Here is a 24,416-nt window from a genome sequence, read left to right on the forward strand (position 1 = left end):
TATGATTAAATCACTAAGAGGTATGAATGATATACTTGATGAAAACGAATCAAAACGATTTACTTATTTTTTGGATGTGGCACAAAACATTGCCAGAAGATATGGTTTTCACTATATAGAAACACCACTTTTAGAAGAGACGGCACTTTTTAAACGCAGTGTCGGAGAGAGCAGTGACATTGTCGGCAAAGAGATGTACCAGTTTACGGACAAGGGAGACAATGATGTTTGTCTGCGCCCTGAGGGAACAGCCGGTGTTGTACGGGCTTTTATTCAAAAAAAATTAGACAAAGCAGGCGGGATTCACAGATTTTTTTATCATGGTCCTATGTTTCGTTATGAAAGACCCCAGAAAGGACGTTTGAGAGAGTTTCATCAGTTTGGCGTTGAAAGTTTCGGTATTGAGAGTGTGTATGAAGATGCAAATATGATCATGATGGTCAGTGACATACTCAAAGAACTTGGTATCGGCTATAGACTACAGATCAATTCACTCGGTGACAACAACTGCATGCCTGAGTACCGTGACACCCTTGTCTCTTTTATAGAAAGTATTGAAGATGAAATTTGTGAAGACTGTAAACGAAGAAAAAGTACGAACCCCATCCGTGTTCTTGACTGTAAAAATGAAAAGTGTCAATCTTTGTACGAAAATGCTCCAAAACTTTTACATTCACTGTGCGAAAACTGTGACAATGACTTTGAAAAACTGAAAAAAATACTTGATGCAAATGACATCAGCTATGAAGTAGATACGAATCTTGTACGAGGACTTGACTACTACTCCAAAACCGCTTTTGAATTTGTCAGTGACAATATAGGCAGTCAAAGTGCTATTGCCGGTGGTGGAAGATATGACAGACTTGTAGAGTTTTTAGACGGTCGCCCTACCCCTGCTGTAGGTTTTGCGATGGGTATTGAAAGACTGTTGGAACTCATACAAATGCCACAGGAATTAAGAGAAGGCTATTATCTTGGTGCTATGGACGAAGAAGCCATAGATACAATAATCACGCTGACACATAAAAAAAGGGCTACAGACAAAGCAGTTTGCGATTATAAGGCGAAAAACCTCAAAAATCATCTCAAAAGTGCGGATAAAATGAATGCAAAATACTGCTGCGTTATTGGTACAAATGAAATGAGCAACGGAACAATTTGGGTTAAAGATTTAGAAAATAAAATTGAAAAGACAATTCCGCTCAAAGAATTTTAGATGGAGTGGGTTCATGGTTTATGGCACTTTTTAGACGAATTTGTAGAATATTTTGCCGTGCTCATCATAATAGCAGTCATCGCTCTTTACATATACGACAGATATGTGCAAAGACAGCATGCTCTTCTTGTAAACTACCCGATTATAGGAAGATTTCGTTATTTTTTTGAGGCCCTCCGTGAACCACTGCGTCAATATTTTGCAGAAGAATCTTTTTATGACTCCAAAGACAAGGTTGACTGGGTGTATACAGCAGCCAAGAACAAACCAAACTACCAGTCATTTTCCGTAAGCCAGCCCTTTTCAGGATCAAGATTTATCTTAAAACATGCTACAAGTGTTTTAAACGATGAGGAAGTTGATCAAAACATGCAGGTAGTTTTTGGAAAGAACAGAAAATACCCTTTTGTATCGCAAACACCGATTATCCGTTCTGCTATGAGTGACGGTGCCCTGTCTCCCGAAGCAGTGAGAGCCTTTAGCTTAGCGGGAAGAGATTCCAACCTGACAATCAATACAGGAGAAGGTTCACTTACTTCCAACCATCTTTTTACCCTCAAAATAGATCCGAACAATTCAAAATATCTTGAAGTTGTCAAAAGTACCCCTTTTGCAGAACTTGCTTTTAAAATCGGAGATTTTTTCTTTAATAAAAAAGTAGCGCTGAAATGGTACAGAGATATTTTACTGAATGAAAAAACCCAAAATACCTATATTTATGATACCTCCAGCCACCTTCTTTTTCGTGTGAACTGGGAAGCAGCCATAGAATATTTTCCGAAGGAAGTTCCAAAGGAGCTGCCGGATATGATTTTTCAAATCAGTTCTGGTTTGTATGGTGTCAGAGATAAAAACGGCAATTTTGATAAAGAAAAATATAAAAAAATAATGAAATTTTGCAAAATGACTGAAATTAAAATAGCCCAGGGAGCAAAACAGACAGGCGGAAAACTCGCAGGTTCAAAAGTAACAGCGGACATAGCCTACTACCGTGGTGTTGAAGAGGGAAAAGACATCATTTCTCCCAACAGGTTCCCTTATGCAGATACAATAGAGGATCTTTTAAATTTTATTGAAAAACTGCAAAGACTCTCAGAAAAACCGGTTGGATTCAAAATAGTCATTTCAGACATAGCCTCTGTAGAAACACTGGTACAAAAACTTGCCAAAAGAAAAAATTATGGTGAATTTATACCAGATTTCATCACAGTGGACAGCGGTGAGGGTGGCAGCGCAACTGCTCCGCTTGAGCTAATGGAATCAGTAGGCCTCACAACAAACAACTCACTTTATATTCTGGATATGCTTTTAAAAAAATATAATATCAGAGAAGATGTCAAAATAATTGCCAGTGGAAAAATTCTAACACCCGATGATGCTGTCATCACCTTGTGTATGGGTGCTGATGCTGTAGGCATTGCACGTGCATTTATGATGAGTGGCGGGTGTATCCGGGCAAAAATGTGTTCTGGTTTTGGAACACATGTCTGCCCAGTCGGCATGGCAACACAGGATCCAAAAAAAAGAGCCTCCTATCTTGTAATAAAAAAAGGCATACAAATTGGACACTATCATAAAAATCTTCTTAAAAGTATGAAGACTGTCATGGCAGTAATGGGTATAAAAAGCATTAAAGACTTAAACAAAAGCCTCCTTACCTATAAAAATAGAAGTGGTGAAATATATTTTGATATTGACAAATATTTTCAGCAAAAATTTAAAATTTAGGATAAATGATGAATAATTTCGGCCTTGATATCTGGGCAAACAAAAACTTTATTATAGAAGACGGTGAAATCAAACTTAATTACAAATCTATGCCTTCTCTGCTTGATATAGTCAACAATATACGGGCAAAAGATGTTAAAGGACCTCTCCTTTTACGATTTCCTCATTTGGTCAAAAGACAGATTAAAACACTCTACAACTATTTTGAAAAAGCTATTGAAGAAAACAGCTATAAAGGAAAGTTTAAAGCTGTTTTTCCGCTCAAAGTAAACCAGTTTCCGGCAGCTGTTGAGGCAATTACATCACAGGGCGCAAAGTATAACTACGGACTTGAAGCCGGAAGCAAGGCTGAACTTATTTTGGCAATGAGCAAAGTGCTTGACGGAGCCAACATTACTGTCAACGGATTCAAAGACGAAGAGATGCTTACGCTGGGATTTATAGCAGCACACAGTGGTCAGAATATCACCATCACCATAGAAGGGCTCAATGAACTTGAAACCATTATTGATGTAGCTTCCAAATCCAATTTAAAAGTTCCAAATATCGGCATACGTGTCAGGCTGCACAGTGCAGGCAGCGGCATATGGGCAAAAAGCGGCGGAATGGATGCAAAATTCGGACTGACTTCAACAGAAATCATTGAGGCAATAAAACTCCTCAAAGATGCGAATCTGCTTGAGAAACTGACAATGATTCATTTTCATATCGGCTCACAGATAGCAGACATTGCTCCGCTGAAAAAAGCACTCCGTGAAGCCGGAAATATCTATGCGGAACTGAAAAAAATGGGTGCTGATGCACTTTCAAGTATCAACATCGGCGGCGGTTTGGCTGTAGAATATGACCAACATGAAAAATCACATGCACGTAACTACTCAATAGATGAATTTTCAAGTTCTGTTGTTTTTTTACTTGGTGAAATCATGGACAGCAAAAATGTTGCACATCCGGATATATTTACGGAATCAGGACGTTTTATAGTTGCTTCACATGCTGTATTGATTACACCTGTTTTAGAACTTTTCACTCAGGATTATCAGGAAAAACTTTTAAATTTTAAAGAGTCAAATCCGCCTTTGGTTGAAGAACTGATAGAATTGAACAGACTTCTTAACAATGCCAACTGTATAGAATATCTTCATGATGCGCTTGATCATATGGAATCACTTTTCACGCTTTTTGATTTAGGCTATATTGATCTTCAAGACCGTTCAAACGCAGAAATTCTGGTGCATAATATTATAAAAAAAGCACTCTATCTTAAATCAGCCAATCCGACCAATGAACTCGAACAGCTCCAGATTAAGCTCCAGGAACGCTATCTCATTAATGCTTCTGTTTTTCAGAGTCTGCCTGATTACTGGGGACTGGGACAGCATTTTCCTGTGATGCCCATTCATCATTTAAACACAACCCCGCTCAGAGCAGCCTCTCTTTGGGATATTACCTGTGACAGTGACGGAGAAATAGGCTTTGATCCGGACAAACCTTTATATCTCCATGACGTTAATATTGATGAAGAAGATTATTTTTTGGCTTTTTTCAATATTGGTGCCTATCAGGAGACACTGGGAATGAACCATAATCTTTTTACACACCCCAGTGAGTATACAATTTCAATCAATGACTCCGGATACAATATAACAAATGCAGTAGAATCAAAAAGTATTTTGGAGATACTTGAATCAATAGGATATGACAAACATGAAATATTAAATCAAGTTAAAAACAAACTCTCAAATGCCAGCTTTATTACAGAAAAAGAAAAAAATGATACACTGCTGCAGCTAGAAAGATTTTTATATCAAAATGGCTATTTAAGAACAACAAATTAAGGATGAGCATGGGAATATTTGCCGATATCAAGGAAGACTTTTCAAATGCGTACAGAAATGATCCTGCATTAAATTCAAAAATTGATTTTTTATTTAATTACCCTGGTGTATGGGCAGTTGCATGGTACAGAATAGCGCATAAACTTTATACAAACAACTTTACCCGTACAGCAAGGGCAATCATGGGAATAACCCAAATACTTACAAATATTGACATCCACCCTGCCGCGAGTATTGGTAAGCGTGTCTTTATTGACCACGGTTTTGGAGTTGTAATCGGAGAGACTGCCATCATTGAAGATGATGTGCTCATATATCAGGGTGTAACACTCGGTGGTGTTTCTTTAACTCACGGCAAACGACATCCGACTATCAAAAAGGGAGCGGTAATCGGAGCCGGCGCAAAGATACTGGGAAACATCACAATAGGCGAATATGCAAAAATCGGTGCCAACTCGGTTGTCGTCAAAGAAGTTCCTGATTGTTCCACAGCAGTCGGTTTGCCTGCACATATCATTGAAAAAGGGAGATGTAAAGATCCTTTTATGCACAATATGCTCCCTGATATAAACAAAGAGATGTTTGAATACCTTCTCAAGCGTGTGGCTATACTTGAACATATTTTAGTAAAAGAAAATAAAGATCTTCTAGATCAAGACCTTGAACTTGAACATATATATGAATCTTTTATAAAATCAATGAAAAATTAATTTTTCGCTCTTTTCTCAACAAATATACATCTTTTTTTTAGTATAATTTATCAAATATATTATAAAAAAGGGTTCAAATGCTAGCAAAACGCATAGATAAACTATCTGAATCAATTACAATAGCAATTACAGCGCTTGCACAAGAGTTAAAAGCAGAGGGTAAAGACATTCTCAGTTTTTCAGCCGGAGAACCGGATTTTGATACACCCAGAGTTATCAAAGACGCGGCTATAGATGCAATCAACAACGGTTTTACAAAATATACCGCAGTAGATGGGATTCCGGCCATCAAAGAGGCAGTCGCTGCCAAACTCAAAAGAGACAACGGTTTAACATATGACCCTAACCAGATTATCATTAACAATGGCGCAAAACATTCCTTGTTTAATCTTTTTTCTGTAACAATTGAAAAAGGCGATGAGGTTATTATTCCTGCGCCATACTGGGTAACCTACCCTGAACTTGTGAAATATTTTGACGGGACTGTCGTAGAAATTCAGACAAGTGATGCGACTGCCTTTAAAATCACTCCCCAACAGCTCAAAAAAGCATTGACACCAAATACAAAAATGCTGATTCTTACAACACCGTCAAATCCTACCGGTGCAGTTTATTCCAAAGAAGAACTCACTGCTTTGGCAAAAGTGCTTGAAGGGACGGATGTTCTCGTAGCCAGCGATGAAATGTATGAAAAACTGATATATGACGGGGATTTTACTTCAGCAGCAGCAGTCAGTGAAGACATGTTTAAAAGAACAATCACCATCAATGGTTTAAGCAAGTCAGTTGCCATGACAGGCTGGCGTTTCGGATATATGGCATCACACCATACCGAAATTATCAAAGCAACAAAAAAACTGCAGTCACAAAGCACATCCAATGTCAATACCATGACACAGTATGCTGCTATTGCAGGACTTGACGGCAGTGCAGATGAAGATATAGAAATGATGCGAAAAGAGTTTATCAAGCGTCGTGATGAAGCTGTAGAACTTTTTAATAAAATCAACGGACTCAGTGTTTTAAAACCGGATGGTGCTTTTTATCTTTTTGTCAATATTCAAGAAGTCAGTAATGATTCACTAGGCTTTGCAAAAGAACTTTTAGCAGCCAAAGGTGTAGCCGTTGTTCCTGGTGTTGGTTTTGGAAGCGAAGGGTATTTCAGATTCAGTTTTGCTACGGGAATTGCAACTATCAGAGAAGGTATTAAAAGAATTGATGAGTTTGTGCAGGAACTCAAAGCAAAGTAGGCAAAAACCTACTTTAGCTCAGATAAAGCCTTTATGACTTCTTCTAAATTATCCAATGGAATATGAACTTTCCATTCCGGATTTTGGGCATCACCTGAGAGTGAAATTCCTATACTAGCTACAGTACCGCTTCCCTCACCATATGGTTCCTCAAGTTTTGTTACCGATATAACACCGTTTTTTGTTCCGCTTAACGGGATTGTTTTTGACATACTAACTCCTTGTTGTGTTTTTACTTGATAAGTCTAGCAAGTTTTGCCTGAAGTTTAAGCCATTGTCTGTGCCCCATCAAAGGAAAACCTGCATATGTCTTTCCGGGTTCTTTTACAGAGTTTGTTATTCCGCTTCGTGCAGCAAAAGTTGAAAAAGGGGCAACCTCCAGGTGACCGGCTGCGGCAGCCTGCCCGCCCATAACAACATTTCTGCCAAGTTTTGTTGAACCTGCAAGACCAGACTGAGAAACCATAACACAATACTCACCGATTTCACAGTTATGTCCAATCTGCACAAGATTGTCAATGCGTGTTCCTTTTTTTATCAAAGTAGAGCCAAAAACAGCTCTGTCAATACTGGTATTGCTTCCAATTTCAACATCATCTTCTACAACTACATTCCCATTTTGATAAATCTTTTTATGCTCACCTTTTTCATTTGTCGCAAATCCGAATCCGTCAGAACCTATAACTGTGTTTGCATGGATTATACAGTCATTGCCGATTTGACAGTCTCTGTATATTGTCACACTTGGATAAATAACTGTATTGTTTCCTATAACACTTTTTGCACCTATATAAACATGTGCCAAAACTATACAATTATCACCGATTACCGCACCATTTGCTATTTCAGCCTTGGGAGAAATTTTTGAATTTTTCCCAATCTGCGGGAGAGGAAGTCTCTCATCTTCTACGGGCGGCGCAAAATATTTTGAGAGTATGGCCATGGACCAATAAGGGTTTTTTGTTACCAAAGGAATACAGTTTGCAGGGAGTTTTGAAGCTAATTTTTCAGAAATTATAACTGCTGCAGCTTTTGTATTTTCGAGATCTTTTACATATTTTGAGTTGGACACAAAAGAGACTTCATTCTCTTTTGCATCTTTAAGAGTATTTATTCCTACAATATCAATATCATTGTCGACAATACTACACTCTAATGTTGAAGCTATTTTACTCAGCTTCATCTTTTTATCTCTCTAAAGCAACAGCGCCGCTTCTGACTATCTCTTTTGGATTATATTTTTTAATCGCCTGTAGATAGTGATCGACTCTTTTGGGCTCGTCAGCAACCATGGTTATAATGACATCATTACCAACATTGACTATTTTTCCATTGTAAGCATTACAGATAGCGCTGATATCACTTATGTTTTCTGTAATAGGAAATTTGACCAGTGCCATCTCTTTTTCAACCAAATCTGCATGTTCATAAACCCGTAAAACAGGAATGAGTTTGTGCAACTGTTTTGTTATCTGCTCAATCACACGCACCGAACCTGATGTGACAATTGTCAAACGGGAATATTTACTCTCAGGAATTGGGGCAACAGTCAAGGATGTAATGTTGTAGCCACGTCCGGAAAAAAGATCGGTAATTCGGGACAATACACTCGCTTCATTCACAACGATAACGGAAACTACTCTTCTTTCTGTATTGTCAGTCATTATTTACTCTCCTTTTTCTCTAATAACATCATATTAAACAGGCTTCCGCCTGATGGAACCATTGGCATAACATTTTCAAACCGTTCAACTTTAACATCAATAAATGCAACAATATTCTTTTCTACAGCCTCTTTTAAAGCGGCATCAAATTCCTCTTTTGTAGTAACTCTGTACCCTATTCCGCCAAAAGCTTCCGCAAGTTTTACAAAATCCGGCTGTACAGAAAGATCTGTCTCACTGTGGCGTTTGTCATAAAAGAGTGTCTGCCATTGGCGAACCATACCCAAAAAATTATTATTCAGAATAATATTGATTACCGGTAGTTTTTTCTCAACGGCTGTCATTAACTCCTGACAATTCATCAAAATAGAGCCGTCTCCGGTAAAGTTGATACTTGTTTTTTCAGGAACAGCCGCTTTGACACCCATAGCCGCCGGAAAACCAAAGCCCATAGTTCCGAGTCCACCGGAACTTATAAACTGACGGGGTCTCGTAAACGGATAAAACTGTGCCGCCCACATTTGATGCTGTCCGACATCTGTTGAAATATTTGCATCATCACCTAGAAGCTCACCTACACGTTTTACTACCCACTGTGGCTTGATATTTTCTGTATCTTCATGAAATGTCAGTGGATGCAACTCTGCAAAATTTTCTATCGTTTCTCTCCACTGTTCATAGTTGTCACTGTTTACCATGGAGGTGAGTTTAAGCATCTCATTGACAACATTTTTCACATCACCTACTATAGGATAGTTTGCATTAACAAGCTTTGAAATACTTGCAGGATCTATATCTACATGTATAACCGCAGCATTTTTTGCAAATTCACTTAATTTTCCGGTAACACGGTCATCAAATCTGGCACCGAGGGCAATGACCAGATCTGTTTCGCTCATCGCCATATTTGCCGCATAGGAACCATGCATTCCTAGCATCCCTATAAGCAGGTCATCATCATAAGACAATGTTCCTCTGGCCATAAATGTCTCAACAGCAGGAATGCCTGTTGTATGTACCAAATCTCTTACCTCATAGGCTGCATTTGAATTAATGATACCGCCGCCGAGGTAAAACAAAGGACGTTTTGCATTTGCTATCGCCTCCATAGCTTTTTTGATTTGACGGGGATTGCCTTTGACATGCGGTTTATATGTTTCTAAATCCAGCTCCACATCATAATCAAATTCTGCAACCTGTGCAGTCACATCTTTGGGTATATCAACATGAACCGGGCCTGGACGGCCTGTTCGTGCTATATAAAAAGCCTCTTTTAGTATACGCGGCAGATCTTTTGCATCTGTAACAAGATAATTGTGTTTTGTACAGGAACGGCTTATTCCAACCGCATCAATCTCTTGAAAGGCATCTGTTCCGATTAAACTCATTGGAACCTGTCCTGAAATAACCACCAAAGGAATAGAATCCATGTATGCATCTGCTAAACCTGTTACAGCGTTTGTGAACCCAGGACCGCTTGTTATCATAGATACACCGACTTTTCCGCTGGCTTTTGAATAACCCTCTGCAGCATGAACCGCTGCTTGCTCGTGACGAGTTAATATATGTTGAAATTTGTCTTGTTTGTAGATTTCGTCATAGACATTCATAATTGCTCCGCCAGGGTAGCCAAAAACTGTATCTACGCCTTCTGCAATTAAAGCTTCAATGACCATCTGTGCGCCACTAATTTGCATGAAAAGTCTCCTCTGTATAATATATAATTTTAAAAATTCGCTAATTATACTTCAGGAGAGCTATAATTGAGGTTAAAGCATTAATCTAAAATTGATTTTACAATCATTGAAGGCCGCCACATAGAGAGCGAACCTTTTTTTAACTGTTCTATATCCAATTTTGTATCTTTGTATCTTTTTTTAAATATTTCAAATAATATTTCTATTTGGTCGTCAATGCCAAAATTTAAAATATAATTTTTAATGCCGTTTTCTATCTCTTTGCGATCTCTTTTTTCTCTTATGGCTGTTTCGAGTTGATTTATATACGTCCAGGCAAATATAGTTGCCAAGGCTGTCGTTTTTGAACTGATATCAAAATATTTATGTAAAATGTTTTTTACCCCGTTTACATCACCGACAGCTGCAAAACTGTTTGCTTTAATTAGATCAGCATCCCATTCATTTTGAAGCTTTTCTCCTGCTTTGGTTTCCTGGAGCTCTTCATATTCTGCCATCATATTATATGCCGTTTGATAATCACCACTCTCTACAGCATCATAAAATTTCTGCTTGTTTTGTATCTCTTTTAACATAAGCTCAACTTCATCTTTAAAATCTGTAAACGTACTGAGCAGATTCATCAGTTTCATAGCAGCTATATTTTCACCTTCATATACTAGTTTTTGGATTTTCATATAGATAGTGTCGGCATATTTTATCATCGAGTCATACTCCGGAAACTCCTTTAAAAAAGGGTTCTGATGAACAAGAGCAGATGCCAGTTTAAAATCTTTTTTGCCAAGAGCATTTCTGAATCTTTTATAGATTGCACCCTTTGTTAAAACATCCTGAATAAAAGTTGTTTTATTGCTGATACCTCTATAGGGAGCCAAAATCTCTTTGGCACGTTCCATCTGATTTGGCTGCAAAGCATATTTCAGTGCCTGAAACAAATCTTTTTTCCATCTCTCTTCTAAAAGTTTATATATTTTTGATTCTTTGTAAACCGGATATTGGTTTGCCAGGCTGTATGCCAGTGCCAGTTTTCCGTTTTTTGCGAGTTGTACAAATTTATCATACTCAGCATAATCACTTACAAGTTTTTGTATAACTCTGTTTTTGCTGGGAATCTTCATGAAATTTTTGAGCATTAACAGTGCCTGTTCTTTTTTCCCGTTTTGGAAAGCTTTTTTTGCCTTTTCCAATGTGTTTTCCCATAGGTTTGAAACTAAATTATATATATCCGTATAACGTAAAATAGGATTCTTTTTTACCTCTTCTTCAATTGCGTCTATGTCCTGTTTCATTAAAAGATTTTTTAATGTATCAATTTTTTCAAATATGTCATAATACATCAGGAATCCATCTTCTGTTCCAACAATAAGATGATTATGCTCATCATCAAAAGCCAAACTGACAATAGGCGAAGTAATCTTTATAAATCTCGGTGCTATCAACTCATATGTATTTAAATCATATACTAAAATATATCCTAACTTCGTACTTAAAAACAGAAATTTTTCATCACCGCTGATTACAAGCTGAGTAACATCATCATGAATACCTTCTAATCTTTGAATAACCTTACCACTGTATATATTCCAGATAATCGCTTTTGAATTTTTATCAATACTCACCAGTTTGTTTCTGCCAAAAAATTTTAGTTTCATAACTGGTGCAGAGTGGGCTTTTAACTTTTCTTTCGGAGTCATTGTTACCAGATTAAACAGTGTGATTTTTCTGTCATAACTCGCTATGGCTACCCAGTTTCCGTTTTTTGAAAAAGAGACATCATTAATGGTATCGGCATGATGGGGAAGTGTAAACACAATCTTTCCGCTTTTAACATCCAATGCAAAAGTTTTGCCGTCTTCTCCGCATGAGAACATATACCTGGAGAGCGGGTCTATACCGACACAGGAAACTTCCCCCTGGTGTCTGGTAACTCTGGCAATAGCTTTTTTTGTTTGGGCATTATAGAGTCTTGACTCTTTTGCATCTGCTGACATTGTTGCAAAATAATTGCCGTCATAGCTGTAATCCACCACATTATTTTTATAATATTTGTGTTCAATATTAACTTTAAATCCGCTTTGCACTTTCAGGCTGTCTTTGTCGTAAAACCTTACAGTAGTTTTAGAGTCTATAACAACAAGACGCTTGTCTTTTAAAATTTTTATCAAGATTACAGGATATACAATACTTTGACTTTTAACAGTTTTCATTTTCAGTCTCTCAAATAACCCTCTTTTACAAGAGCCTCTTTAATTTCTTCCTGATGCTGCTTTCCTTTTGTCTCCATATGCACGGTCACATTAGCATCTCCGTAATCCAGCGATACGGACGTTCTGTCATAAGAAATATGCACAATATTTGCATTTAACTCTTGGAGTATCTGCGTAAAACGCATCAAAGAACCCGGCTTGTCAACCAATGTGACGGTAATTTTCATTTTGCGATGAGACTTCAGAAGACCCTTTTCTATAATGACAGAAAGGAGCGTAACATCCATATTTCCCCCGCTCAGAACAACTGCAACATTTTTGTCTTTTAGATAATCCAGTTTATGATGCAGTAGTGCCGCAACACCGACAGATCCGGCTCCTTCAACCACCAGTTTTTGTTTCTCAAGTAAAAACAAAATGGCACTTGCTATCTCCTCATCATCTACACTTATTATCTCGTCCACACACTCAAGGGCATGTTTGAGAGTAACCACAGAAGTGTCGCGTACTGCTATCCCGTCGGCTATCGTTCTTACGCTTGTAGAATCAACAGCTCTTTTTAAATCATAGGAATTTTTAAATGCAGGTGCACCTTTGGCACTCACACCAATTACTTTTACAGCGGGGTTGACAGCTTTGAGAGCACTGGCCATACCGGCAATAAGTCCACCGCCGCCGACAGGAATGAGGACAGCGTCAAGTTCTTGGCATTTTTCAAGAATTTCCAAGGCTACAGTACCCTGTCCTGCCATCACCTCTTCATCTTCAAAAGGATGCACAAAAGTCAAATGATTTTTTTCGCCATACTCCTTTGCATAGGCATAGGCTTCATCATAGTTTGTGCCAGCAAGAATCACCTCTGCACCGAAATGTTTTACTCCGTCTATCTTTGTAAGCGGTGTCGATTCCGGCATTACTATCACTGCTTTTGTATCAAAAGCGGCAGCGGAGTAGGCCACCCCCTGGGCATGATTGCCGGCACTTGCTGCGACAACACCGCATTCTCTTTGCTGTGGTGTCAAAGTGGCTATTTTATTATATGCACCGCGAAGTTTAAATGCTCCTGTTATTTGCAGGTTCTCTTTTTTCAAATATACCTTGCATCCGGAAATTTCACTCAGATATGGAGCATATGAAAAAGGAGTGTTGACAACAACTTCTTCTATACGTTTATGCGCATCTTTGATTTTTTGTAAAGGAATCAAAATCAGCCCTGTAGATTTCGATGATCAACCATAGTGCACTGGTTTTGTACAACTTTCATTCCTGCATCCTGTGCTTTTTTAGCGGCTTCATTGTTTACTATACCTTTTTGTGCCCAAAAAACTTTTACATCACCACGTTTTATACAGGCATCTGCAATGGCATCAAGTGCTGCGGGTTTTCTGAAAATATCAACCATGTCAACTGCAAAAGGAATTTCAGCCAAAGAGTTATAAACTTTTTCTCCAAGAATCGTCTCTCCTTTTGGATAAACAGGAATTATTTTATACCCCTGATCCTGAAGATATTTGGCAACCCTGTGACTGTCTTTGCTCTCATCAGGAGAAAGCCCCAAAACCGCAATCGTTTTAACACTCTCAAAAATCTCTTTTACTTCATCCATATTTGAATTAACTGTAGGAAATTCGCACTCCATAATCAAACCTTTTTTATATTTTGTCAAAAAAAAATACTGCACAACACATTCTCATTAACATAGCAAATGCTTTTTGTAAAAAGATTATATCGAAAAACTATAAAGTTGTGAATTAAGTTTACACTCCGAATTATTGAAATTTTGCTTTATCACACACTATTCCAAAATTTCATGCATACTGAAAACTGTCCCAAAAAGAACAGGTTGATGAATCATATAAATCAGCAGTGAATGCTTCCCCAGAAAAGATACTTTTTTCGTAAAATAATTTTGTACTGTATTAAAAATAAAAAGTTTTTTGCAGCCAATAAAAATACCAACAAGAACAACACCAAACCACGGAGTAAAAGGAACTAAATCCTCCGGATGCTTTGGCAGATGTAGTGGCATTTTCAGGATATTATAGAGCCAATGCATATGAAGAGTGTTATTGTAACTCAACACTATAATTGTGATCCCTGCAAGCAAAGCAATTTTTGGAAACTTTACAAATGCAAGTGCTAAAAGAGAAGCAAATGCGATAAAATGCAAGATACCAAAATAGATAAAACTGTGAGGGAATGTAAAATAACTAGCTGCAGAGACAAGCATAGCATTCGCAAAAATAAGAAAAAATCTTTTCAAATCTTTTGTAAAGTTGTAACCGCTTTCATTGACCAGATAAAGTGACACTCCGACACATAATAGAAACAGACTTACTATGACATAACGGAAATAATGCCAAAAAACTCCATGATAGATATTTATATCTATAAAATGAAAATTATTCAAATCGAAACAAAAATGAAAAACAACCATTAACACAATAGCAATTCCACGGATAAAATCCAAGTCAAAATAGCGTGTTTGCAGCTTGGACATTTCAGTATTCATTTAAAACCCTTGCCTTCATCAATATACGGTCCGAATCTTCAAACTTCAAATTGACTAAAAAAACTGCTTTATCCTTTTGTTTATAAACTCTGAAGACATCAACACTGCCAAGACAGTCTGCATTAAATTTATCGGCTTCTGATAACGGATAAACAGGTTTTTGCAATGATTCCAGTCTGTAAAGTTTTTTATTTTTGACTATATAGGTCACATAAGGGTTTACTCTTCTGTGAAGGGAGTGTGTTGTTTGCAAAAAGAGGACATCTTCATTTTTGTCATTATGCACGATACTGTTTTGCTGATAAAGCATTAAAGACAAGTCCAGGAAAAGTACTCTCTTTTTTAGACTCAGGGAATTAAATCCGTTGACCTGTTTTTCATAAAATGTATTACTTTTGTTTACAGAAGCATTGACTCTGTACAAATAAACCATCATAATAGATAAAATAGTTATAGATATCATCATTTCTATCAATGTAAAAGCTTTTTTCATCGTATTCTTAACCGTAACAGTGATGAGGAGTAGTTCTTGGTTTTCAATGTACTTCTTCCTGTTTCGTAGATAGTTCCTGCACTGTTTTTTTTATTTGGATCGTTATCTTCTTCCTCGTTTGCGGATTCATCAAACATGCTTGTGTCAATATTCTGCAGTGTTTGATACACTATTTCTATATCTGTATGTTTGAGTTCTCTTCTAAAATCATCATCCAAATCAAAGTCTGAAACCAACTCTTCTAAAGATATCTTTTCATTTTCAAAGCCATATTTTGTTCCTACAAGCAATGAAAGATATTGCGTAGCCGTTTCCTGATTTTTCACCTGAGAAAATATATGTGTATTGTTGGCATTTATTTGCAGTAACGCCATAATTACCACTGAAATAATCATCACTGCTACCATTACCTCTATCAATGTAAAAGCTCTCCTGTGAAGATTACATGTAGCAGTACAAAACATTTTATAATCCGATACGGATTGCTTCATCCAGCGAAGTTTCTCCATTTAAAACCATGTTGGAGAGTTGAAAAGAGATACTTTGCAAACCGTCAGCTTCCAGTGCTTCTTTGATACTGTGCTCATCCGCTGTAGTTTTTAAAAGATCTTTTACCTTGTCATTCATAATCAAAAGTTCTCCTATCGATCTTCTGCCTGTGTAGCCACTGTAGTTACATGCAGGGCATCCTTTTGCTTTAAAAATTTTGCTCTCTTTTGGGATATTGTAGTCATCGGCAAAATTTTCAGCTATGACATCTTCTTCTTTGCACTCAGGGCATAATATGCGGACCAGCCTTTGCGCCAAAATACCTAAAATAGAAGAGGATATTAAAAACGGTGCAATTCCCATATCAACCAATCTTGATATCGTAGCAGATGCAGAATTTGTGTGAATTGTAGAAAAAACCAGATGCCCTGTCAGTGCTGCACGCACCGCAATAGATGCTGTCTCTTCATCTCTGATTTCTCCTATCATTATGACATCAGGATCCTGGCGTAAAATTGAACGCAGAGCACTTGCAAAGGTGAGTCCTACTTTTTCATTCACTTGAATCTGCGATATGCTTTCTGATTTATATTCCACAGGATCTTCAACGGTTATAAGATTTTTTTCAGGAGATTCCACTTCTCGCAGGAAAGAGTGCAAAGATGTTGTTTTACCACTCCCTGTCGGTCCGGTCACTAAAATAATTCCGTGTGAAAGGCGTAACAGACTTTTGATCTTTTCAATCATATCCTGATGAAATCCAAGCTCTGTTATCTGCGGTATTTGTGAACTTTGCATTAAAATACGCATAACAACTCTTTCTCCATAAAAAGTAGGCAGTACCGAAACCCTGATATCCAATATCTCGCCTGCAATTTTTATCTGTGTTCTTCCGTCTTGGGGAATACGTTTCTCCGAAATATCCAAATTTGAAATAACTTTAATACGGCTGATGATAAGACTGACAACTTTTTTGTCCAAATCTGCATTTTTACTCAGCATTCCGTCTATACGAAATCGGACTTCACCGCTCTTCTCTTTGACCTCTATATGGATATCCGAAGCTCTTTTTTTGACAGCCTGATAAAAAAGTGCATTGACAAACTTGATAATGGGTGCTGATTCTTCACTCGTTAAAATGTCACTCGACGTTCTTAAAAAATCGGTCAGAGAGATGTCTTCTTGTTCATTCTCTTCTGAAGAATCTTCCTGCATTGTCTCTATTGCTTTGTCTGTTCGAAGTTCCAAAAAACGGTTATAAAGCCTGTCATACGAGTCTTCATCAAGCATCTTGAGAGGATATTTGATTTCTAGTTTTGTATAATAATTACTCGCTTCAACCAAATATCTTTCACAGACACATGCAATGACTTCTTCTTCTGTTTTACTAAAAAGAAGATAGTTTTTAACACTGATCTCCGTTGGTATACCCTCAGGTTCACATACCTGTAAATGTAAATCATGAAGCACTTCTGTATTGAGCATTAATAGACACCTTTGACATGCACTGCAGGTTCTGTATTCTTTTGTATCTTTTCATTTTTTTTACTCATTATCTTTTTAAAGATTTTTTCATTATACTCTTTTTGCACACTTGAAAGAACACCCAGGTCTCTTTGCAGTTTTGAAAGTTCTTCACTTTTGTCTATGACATAAGGAGTCAGAATGACTACTAAGTTATCCTGTTCTTTAATTGTTTCAGTAGATGAAAAAAGATACTCTCCTATCATTGGAATATCACCCAGCAAAGGAACTTTTGTTTTTGTTTTTCTGTCAAGGGATTTTACAAGACCGCCGATGATAATGCTTTCGCCGCTTCTTAAAATCGCCTGTGTCTTCACCTCTTGCTTTGACGTAACAGGCTGTCCCGCTGCATCAGAGCTTAAAATATTCTCCAAAGACGCTTCAACATCCAAAGTTACCTTGTCGTTTGAGGATACTCTGGGTTTGATTCGTAATGTCAGACCGATATTTTCTCTTTTATAGTTGTTTGTCACCCCCGAAACAGCATTTGTTGTTGCACCGGATATTATAGAAATGGTTTTACCGACATAGATGGAAGATTGTTTATTGTTGACACAGAGAATTGAAGGATTTGATATTGTTTTTGATGCGCCGTGACTTTGTAAAAAATCAAGTGTTGCCCCAAGAGCCAATGCGCTTTTTGCGCCAGAGCCAATAGCACCGAGATAATTGATAATCTGTGTTGATGCCAGATTTTGCAAATTAGCATCACCAAAATTTGCACTCATTGCATAAAGTCCGGATGCTGAAACATCTCCTGCTGCAAAACCATATTTCATTCCTAAACTTTCGGCATTGTTTTTATTGATATTAATAATTCTTGCCTGAACATATACCTGGTATTTTTCCTTGTCCAGTGCATCAATAATAACCTTGATTCCTTTGAGTATCTCAGGATCAGCAACTGCGATGATGGCATTGATCTCTTCGCTCGAAGAGATATTCGGTTTTGTGGTAAGCCCTTGATATGTTTTATCAGAAATAATCTCTTTTAGGGTTTTGATAACATTCTTTGCATCAGAGTTTTTAAGACTGTAAATTTCAACTGACCGGCTAATGTTTGACTCTACATCAAGTTTTTTCGCCAAATCTTCAATTTTTGCTACATTCTTTTTATTTCCGATAACAATCAAACCGTTTATATTTTCATCAAAAATGATATTGACTTTGTCCGAAACGACTTTAGGATTAAATATTGACTTGCTTATATCCAACAAACGAGCCTGAAGTTTTCCGGCATCTGCATGTTTTATATATACCAGTTTTACAATAGAGTTGTTTGTTATTTGAATATCTTTGATTATTTTTTTAATGGTTTCTATATTTTTTGGATAATCAGTTATCAAGATCGTATTGCTCTCTTTTAATGTCATCAGTTTTGCAGTTTTTGAAATAAGATAACGAATCTTTGCCGCTATAATATCTACATTTTCACCCTCTACTTTAACAGCCTGGGTTACCATTAAAGATCCGGATACTTTTTGGTTTGGTTTGACAACATCCGCATTAGATCTTGCAACCTCAGAAGAGCGGACAATTTCATAATAAGACCCATTACGTGCCAGAGAGTAGCCTTTTGACTGTAAAACAGAAACCAGCATCCCCATCAATTCATCATCATAGATAGGTGCAGAACTTACAAGATTGACACTTCCGTTTATTTTATAATTCATTAAAATATTTTTATGTGTAATTTTTGCTACCAGTTTTACAAAATCATCAATGGCCAAATTTGAAAAGTTAACATTCACCTGTTCTCTTGCCTGAAGAGAGAATGTTAAAAGTAGTATCAATCCTATGTGCTTAATGAATTTCATATATCAATTCCTTTTCTGTGTTATTTCTTAAAACAACCAAGCTTATTTCGCTTAATTTGTTTACATTTTTATATATATTCATCACTGCTTTATATGATGTCAAATCAATATTGTTTGCTTTAATGACAATATCACCTTTTTGCAACCCGAGTGCTGCAAATTTTGAATTTTTATTTATTTTCATTATCTTAAAACCTTTAATTTTTCCATCTTCCATGACTTCCTTTATGGCAATTTGTTTCCAAATCTTTTGAGGATTTTTTTCAAAAAACTTTATATCCTGCCTTGATATATTTGTCACACCATTATCTGTTTCATTATGCGTGACCCGGTTTATACTTACATCTTTAATTTTTTGTTTGACAAAATACAGTATATAGTTTTTGCCGTCTTTTGTAAAAACAACATTATCGTTATTGATTTCTTTCAAAGTATAGCCATTATACGTTTCACCCACTCCGATAATTGAAGTTTTTTTCAAATTCGATTTCATTGCCACTATGGCATATCCATAATTTTTAGAACCATAAAGACCGATCAGAGTCATGTCGGTAATACTTCTGTGCGTACCCGTTTCATTTGTTTTTTTATACCCCTTGGTATTTGTATGCAAAGGAGTAAGCATATTTGTAAAATTTACTCTTTGATATGCCGGACGATAATTCTTTTTTATCTTTACATCTATACCATTGCTTGGCAAATACCATAACAGCACGAGCGCAAGCAGTTTGGAAAGAGCTATTAAAATCAACAATTTTGTAATGATTTGCAACATCTTAGAATTAGAGACTTTGTTCATAAATGAAGCCTCCGTTTTTATCTTTTTTCAAATTTCGCAGTGTTGTACGATAATGAGTCAACATTTTTTTGGAAGGTTTTATCAAAACCTTCAAAGTTCTCTTGACAAGGTCGATATTAATATCAGCCTCTCCAAACTCACCACTGCATTTTCCCGTTACATGTAAAGGATCAAATACAGTATAGACAAGATACAGACTCTTTACATGTAAAGGTATAAATCCTGATGCCATATCGGATAAGACTAAACCTTCAACCTCTACACTGTTATACAAAAGAAAAAGATTCAGTTTTATCTTTTGTATTTTTGCAGTTTCGAGTGTTTTAACATATAAAACAGCATTTTTTATTTCAAGCGTAAAACCTTCATCACTGAGAGTCTCATCATTCAGAACAATACCTTTTTTTTGCAGTTGCTCTTCAGCAAAATAGTATATATTTACTTTGGGAGAAAAATAGATAAATGCCATCATAAAAAACAGGACATACAACAGGAATAAAACCAGTTTTTTTACCATTTTATCTTCACCTCCAGCGTTGATTTGCTCTCGCTGATTCTTTTTATTTTCAGCATTGTTATGTTAAATGTTGTATTGAGAATTTTGCCCATTAAAAAATTCAAAGCTTTTATATCCATGTTTTGAGAACTGATGTATATTCCTGAATTTGTTATCTCTTTTTTTATCTTGGAACTCTTTAAAACAGGGTTGGACAATATATGCAGAATCTCCTTTTTTTCTTTTTCTTTGTTGGCAAATGCTTTTTTTAAAGCACTCGTGTCTAAAGAAACTTTCAGTGTTTTTTCATAGAGAATTTTTTCCTGATGGAGCTCTTTTTTTGCATCTATGAGCTTCAAAACAAAAAACAGTAAAAGCAAAAGTAAAAAGATGCCAACGTAAAGAGGATTTAAGCGGTTCATAAAGTTATCTCCAAAGTCAGTACTGAATTTTTTAATTGGGTTTTAGCATGAATACCTTTACGTTTCAATGCTTCTATAATTTTTTTACTCTGTGTAACATCTTTTATAATCACTGTTAACACTTTGGAATCAAATCCTATGTAAGAAATTTTTTCATTTTTTGCAAGATGCATTTTGAGAAAATATCCTATATATTCTCTCAGTTTCATCTGTTTTTCGTATATTTTATTCAGTTCTGCATGAATAGCCTGATTTTGCATCATGGTAGGCTTTAAATTATATTTTGCAAATACGGCATTCCTTTGATCTTCAAGCGTGGCTGCCTTATCCATGGTAATAAGCCATTCTCCGAAAACTATACCTGTGATAAACAACAGAACAAAACCAATCTTATAAAAACTGGACTTTTTGAGAATATGATTAAACTGCTGTAAAACTATAGCATGACCGGATGGTTTAAAATCATCCGGTTTAAGGATATCTGCTTCTTTTATCCAAAAATCCGGTACAAGAATCACTATACCGTTTTTCACTACAAGTGCCTGTTTTTCATTTACTCTACAGGCTCCTTCCAAGGAAGAAAATTCACTCTGCGCAAAATAGATATTGACAACATTTGAAGGAGATATTTCTTTTTGTGCCATCAGCTCCAGAATCATTTTATCTTCATAGGCAAAAACTATATACTCGTCATTTTCTTTATAGGCATAGTAGCTGTAGTGACCCTCAGGCAGAATATCTTCAAAAATGGAAGGAAGCAGTTTTTTTACTTCCCTTATATATTTCACAGGTAAAGAAATTTTCTTTACCCAGTATAAAGACGGAGATAAAACAACATTTATTTTTTCTTCAGTCTGCACTGGTTCCATAAAAGGATCCAACAAAATTGTTTTGTAATTATTTTTAAATTTTGTAAACAAAGTTTGATCCTTTTTTGGTTTTTATATTGTATTCAAATTTTATTTCAGCATTTTGTTTGCCCTGTGTAACCAAAAGCGTCACTGTTATAATTTTTTGCAAATCACAACTTGCATTAAATTTTCTTTTCAGGTCTTCTTTCTCTTCTGCCGTCAATTTGTCACAGTCCACAAAAAAATTATCATCTTCTGCAGCAGTGTTTTCCTGCTCATAATAGTTCCCTGACATTATATTAAAAACATCCCTGTTTACAAAGTTTAAATCAATCACATAAGAAGAATTTTTATAATTTCCAAAATTAAAGATTTTATGCAGATTTATATCTTCAACGCTGTTATCATGATAGGTTTTTTTATAATACTCATTTAACTCTTTTATCTGTTCGTCAGAACTTATATAGTCTCTAAACAGATAAGGATTCTCATCAAACAGAGCACTGTTATACATTCCGTCTTCTTTTATACCGCCTGTTAAATCTTCAAGGAGATAAAGATACTCACTGTTGATCATTTTTGCATTAAAATAACCGATAAGTGCATTCTTCAGTGCACTCTCCCCTTCAGCTATGTTCTTTTTAAGTGCATTAAAATTAAATTTAGATCGGGCACTCTCCAGCTTTACCTCTACCATTATATCCGTACTTAACGGGACAACTGTGCTGTATTGCAATAAAAATGCACGAAAAGTCTGTGTGTCGTTTATATCATCAAGTTCGGGAGTCTCTTTTAAAATTTTCAGCATATCATCCAAAACAGCAGTAGTTTGCAGTAAAAATTTCTCAGAGGAAAGATTCTCTTTTGCACTGTTGATATGTCCGAGTGATACCCCTATTGTAACTGTAATTGCCATAATGAAAAACATCGTTATCAAAAGGGCTATTGCATTTTTTTTAAACATTTATTGAATACTCATAGAAAAAATTGGCAACAACATAGCAGAAACTATAAATCCGATAGATCCACCGACAAAGAGCATAAGAGCAGGTTCAAGCAAAGTTAACAGCAGAGAAATTTTGTCACGATTCTCTTCAAAATAGAGTTCTGAAACATTATGCAAAATTGTTTCAAGTTCTGACGTCTCTTCTCCCAAAGCTATAGACTGGATAAAAGCATAATCAATCTTTATATCTGATTCATTGAGTGCATTTGAAAGCAGTTTTCCTTCTACCACTTTCTTTGAAGCAGTTGTAAACAGCTCTTTGAGCACAAGATTGTTTAAAATATTTGTCCCGAGATTTATAGTACGCACAAAAGGGACACCCGAGCGGACCAGCAAAGATGCCATATAAGAGAAGCGTGCCAATTCGCTTTTTTGTATAATCTCTCCGAAATACGGAAGTTTTAACAGCAGTTTATCGACCCCGTACGCAAAAGAGCGGCTTTTCTTGCGTGCAGATATAAATATGACAATACCGGCAAACAGTGATGCCAAAATGATTTTAAAATTATTTTGAAAAAATGTTCCTGCTGCAATGACTACTTTTGTAGGTGTAGGCAGTTCCTGATGCATATTGACAAATATTCCTGTAATCTGCGGCACCACAAAGGTCAGCATAAAAGCAATCATAAGCAAAGAAACAATTATCATAAAAGAAGGGTAGGCAAAAGCACTTTTTATCTCTTTTTTAATGCGTTCCTGTTCTTTTAAAAATTTTGAAAGTTCCAAAAGCACTTCATCCAAAACACCCCCGTTTTCACTGACTTTTATCGAGTACTTGAAAAATTCCGGAAGCACCACTACCTTTTGCGCTTCAAGTGCTGAGTAAAAATCTTTTCCCTCATTCAGATGTGTACTCACTGTAGATAAAAAGAGTTTCATCTTTTTGTTGTTTTCATAATGTGTCTGCACAATTTTCAGTGCAGACACTATACTGATACCGGAACGGATATACATGGCAAGTTCACGGGAAAGTCCGGACAACTCTTTTGTACTTATTCGGTATTTTCTTGAAAAATGTAGGGAGTCAAAAAATGACGGGGCTTCTTCACTGATTTTTTGATAAATAATCTTTTTGGCTTTAATCTTACTCTTGGCCTCTGCCAAATCAGAAGCTTCAATCTTGTCAGATACTTTTTTACCAAACTCGTCAATTCCGCTGTACTTAAATATCATTGTATTATCTTTGTCATTAAATCTTGTTTTGCATTTACTGCTTCTTCTACACTGCTGTACACTTGCGGAGGTTCAAAATAGGGTGTAAAATCATATACATTGTTTTTATACTCTACCAGTACCTGATCACCGACTCCGTCACCATCCACTTCATATGAAAAGCAGACATTTTCTTCAATATTCTCCTGATTAAAATAGCCTGTATTCTCTTTTTGCATCGCACCAAGATCAAAGTCATAGCGATAAACTTGTACACTCTCATCAAGGAAATTTTTTATCTTTATATCCTGCTTTTTTCCATCTATCAGTACAAAACAATTCTTGCACTTATCCAAACAAACAAACTTTGCACTCTCTTTATGCGGATAAGATTGTAAAAACTCTTTTAAATTTTTAAGTGACAAATTTGTACTTTTTTCACTGAGCTTTTTAAAACTGCCTATGACCAAAGTATAAACAACTCCCATTATCACTATGACTATCATAAGTTCAATGAGAGTAAAAGCTTTTTTCAAAAACAGTAT

24 protein-coding genes are annotated in these 24,416 nt (G+C 36.3%); 5 read left to right on the forward strand and 19 right to left on the reverse strand.

The annotated features are described in order from the left end of the window. Nucleotide 1: 1 nt before the first annotated feature. From hisS to MLC35_RS06460, 5 genes are all read left to right on the forward strand, one after another. Complete coding sequence (gene hisS, locus MLC35_RS06440; RefSeq protein WP_434636237.1) at nt 2–1,216, forward strand: histidine--tRNA ligase; 1,215 nt, start codon at nt 2–4, stop codon at nt 1,214–1,216. Further along, nucleotides 1,217–2,944, forward strand: coding sequence for a glutamate synthase-related protein (locus MLC35_RS06445; protein ID WP_434636239.1), 1,728 nt, complete (start codon nt 1,217–1,219; stop codon nt 2,942–2,944). It abuts the gene before it with no gap. 8 nt (nt 2,945–2,952) lie between these two features. Further along, the gene (speA, locus tag MLC35_RS06450; RefSeq protein WP_346388798.1) at nt 2,953–4,782 is read left to right on the forward strand and encodes a biosynthetic arginine decarboxylase; all 1,830 of its coding nucleotides are present in this window, start codon (nt 2,953–2,955) and stop codon (nt 4,780–4,782) included. 8 nt (nt 4,783–4,790) lie between these two features. Then, nucleotides 4,791–5,492 carry a serine O-acetyltransferase gene (cysE, locus tag MLC35_RS06455; RefSeq protein ID WP_151900250.1) on the forward strand — a complete coding sequence of 234 codons (702 nt, stop codon included), beginning with the start codon at nt 4,791–4,793 and terminating at the stop codon, nt 5,490–5,492. Between the two features lie 77 nt (nt 5,493–5,569). Next, complete coding sequence (locus MLC35_RS06460; RefSeq protein WP_418640357.1) at nt 5,570–6,742, forward strand: pyridoxal phosphate-dependent aminotransferase; 1,173 nt, start codon at nt 5,570–5,572, stop codon at nt 6,740–6,742. Nucleotides 6,743–6,750: 8 nt separating this feature from the next. On the opposite strand, the gene MLC35_RS06465 is transcribed toward MLC35_RS06460, so the two are convergent. The 19 genes from MLC35_RS06465 to MLC35_RS06555 all read right to left on the reverse strand — a co-directional run bounded on the left by MLC35_RS06465 (nt 6,751) and on the right by MLC35_RS06555 (nt 24,407). Then, entirely contained in the window at nt 6,751–6,954 is a 204-nt protein-coding gene (locus MLC35_RS06465; RefSeq protein ID WP_193149839.1) for a hypothetical protein, read from the reverse strand. 20 nt (nt 6,955–6,974) lie between these two features. Continuing rightward, entirely contained in the window at nt 6,975–7,925 is a 951-nt protein-coding gene (gene lpxD, locus MLC35_RS06470; protein ID WP_346388801.1) for a UDP-3-O-(3-hydroxymyristoyl)glucosamine N-acyltransferase, read from the reverse strand. 4 nt (nt 7,926–7,929) lie between these two features. Continuing rightward, nucleotides 7,930–8,406: an acetolactate synthase small subunit gene (ilvN, locus tag MLC35_RS06475; RefSeq protein WP_151900246.1), complete on the reverse strand. Its 477-nt coding sequence runs from the start codon at nt 8,404–8,406 to the stop codon at nt 7,930–7,932. After that, complete coding sequence (locus MLC35_RS06480) at nt 8,406–10,103, reverse strand: acetolactate synthase large subunit (RefSeq protein WP_346388802.1); 1,698 nt, start codon at nt 10,101–10,103, stop codon at nt 8,406–8,408. Before MLC35_RS06480 ends, ilvN begins: the two co-directional genes overlap by 1 nt. Before the next feature lie 80 nt (nt 10,104–10,183). Beyond that, nucleotides 10,184–12,310 (reverse strand): WD40 repeat domain-containing protein, encoded by a 2,127-nt coding sequence (locus tag MLC35_RS06485; RefSeq protein WP_434636242.1) that lies wholly within the window; start codon nt 12,308–12,310, stop codon nt 10,184–10,186. Nucleotides 12,311–12,312: 2 nt separating this feature from the next. Then, nucleotides 12,313–13,515 carry a threonine ammonia-lyase gene (ilvA, locus tag MLC35_RS06490; RefSeq protein WP_346388804.1) on the reverse strand — a complete coding sequence of 401 codons (1,203 nt, stop codon included), beginning with the start codon at nt 13,513–13,515 and terminating at the stop codon, nt 12,313–12,315. A 2-nt stretch (nt 13,516–13,517) separates the two neighbouring features. Next, the gene (locus MLC35_RS06495; RefSeq protein ID WP_151901512.1) at nt 13,518–13,949 is read right to left on the reverse strand and encodes a CoA-binding protein; all 432 of its coding nucleotides are present in this window, start codon (nt 13,947–13,949) and stop codon (nt 13,518–13,520) included. A gap of 156 nt (nt 13,950–14,105) precedes the next feature. After that, on the reverse strand, nt 14,106–14,822 hold the full coding sequence (locus MLC35_RS06500; protein WP_418640359.1) for a heparan-alpha-glucosaminide N-acetyltransferase: 717 nt from the start codon (nt 14,820–14,822) through the stop codon (nt 14,106–14,108). After that, entirely contained in the window at nt 14,812–15,315 is a 504-nt protein-coding gene (locus MLC35_RS06505) for a PulJ/GspJ family protein (protein WP_418640360.1), read from the reverse strand. The genes MLC35_RS06500 and MLC35_RS06505 overlap by 11 nt, the downstream gene beginning before the upstream one ends. Continuing rightward, nucleotides 15,312–15,806, reverse strand: coding sequence for a type IV pilus modification PilV family protein (locus tag MLC35_RS06510; RefSeq protein WP_346388805.1), 495 nt, complete (start codon nt 15,804–15,806; stop codon nt 15,312–15,314). Before MLC35_RS06510 ends, MLC35_RS06505 begins: the two co-directional genes overlap by 4 nt. Beyond that, entirely contained in the window at nt 15,781–17,289 is a 1,509-nt protein-coding gene (locus MLC35_RS06515; protein WP_434636245.1) for a GspE/PulE family protein, read from the reverse strand. Before MLC35_RS06515 ends, MLC35_RS06510 begins: the two co-directional genes overlap by 26 nt. Further along, nucleotides 17,289–19,145 (reverse strand): secretin N-terminal domain-containing protein, encoded by a 1,857-nt coding sequence (locus MLC35_RS06520; RefSeq protein WP_434579705.1) that lies wholly within the window; start codon nt 19,143–19,145, stop codon nt 17,289–17,291. The genes MLC35_RS06515 and MLC35_RS06520 overlap by 1 nt, the downstream gene beginning before the upstream one ends. Next, nucleotides 19,132–19,944: a hypothetical protein gene (locus MLC35_RS06525; RefSeq protein ID WP_434636247.1), complete on the reverse strand. Its 813-nt coding sequence runs from the start codon at nt 19,942–19,944 to the stop codon at nt 19,132–19,134. The genes MLC35_RS06520 and MLC35_RS06525 overlap by 14 nt, the downstream gene beginning before the upstream one ends. Beyond that, on the reverse strand, nt 19,928–20,461 hold the full coding sequence (locus tag MLC35_RS06530) for a hypothetical protein (protein WP_434636249.1): 534 nt from the start codon (nt 20,459–20,461) through the stop codon (nt 19,928–19,930). The genes MLC35_RS06525 and MLC35_RS06530 overlap by 17 nt, the downstream gene beginning before the upstream one ends. Further along, nucleotides 20,455–20,862 (reverse strand): hypothetical protein, encoded by a 408-nt coding sequence (locus MLC35_RS06535; RefSeq protein WP_434636251.1) that lies wholly within the window; start codon nt 20,860–20,862, stop codon nt 20,455–20,457. Before MLC35_RS06535 ends, MLC35_RS06530 begins: the two co-directional genes overlap by 7 nt. Continuing rightward, entirely contained in the window at nt 20,859–21,782 is a 924-nt protein-coding gene (locus MLC35_RS06540; protein ID WP_434636253.1) for a hypothetical protein, read from the reverse strand. The genes MLC35_RS06535 and MLC35_RS06540 overlap by 4 nt, the downstream gene beginning before the upstream one ends. After that, nucleotides 21,766–22,677: a hypothetical protein gene (locus MLC35_RS06545; RefSeq protein WP_434636255.1), complete on the reverse strand. Its 912-nt coding sequence runs from the start codon at nt 22,675–22,677 to the stop codon at nt 21,766–21,768. Before MLC35_RS06545 ends, MLC35_RS06540 begins: the two co-directional genes overlap by 17 nt. Beyond that, nucleotides 22,678–23,892, reverse strand: a complete 1,215-nt coding sequence (locus tag MLC35_RS06550) for a type II secretion system F family protein (protein WP_418640366.1) — start codon at nt 23,890–23,892, stop codon at nt 22,678–22,680. It abuts the gene before it with no gap. After that, nucleotides 23,889–24,407: a type II secretion system protein gene (locus tag MLC35_RS06555; protein WP_418640367.1), complete on the reverse strand. Its 519-nt coding sequence runs from the start codon at nt 24,405–24,407 to the stop codon at nt 23,889–23,891. Before MLC35_RS06555 ends, MLC35_RS06550 begins: the two co-directional genes overlap by 4 nt. Between the last annotated feature and the right edge of the window lie 9 nt (nt 24,408–24,416).

Source organism: Sulfurimonas sp. NW7, assembly GCF_051132265.1.
Lineage (GTDB): Bacteria > Campylobacterota > Campylobacteria > Campylobacterales > Sulfurimonadaceae > Sulfurimonas > Sulfurimonas hydrogeniphila.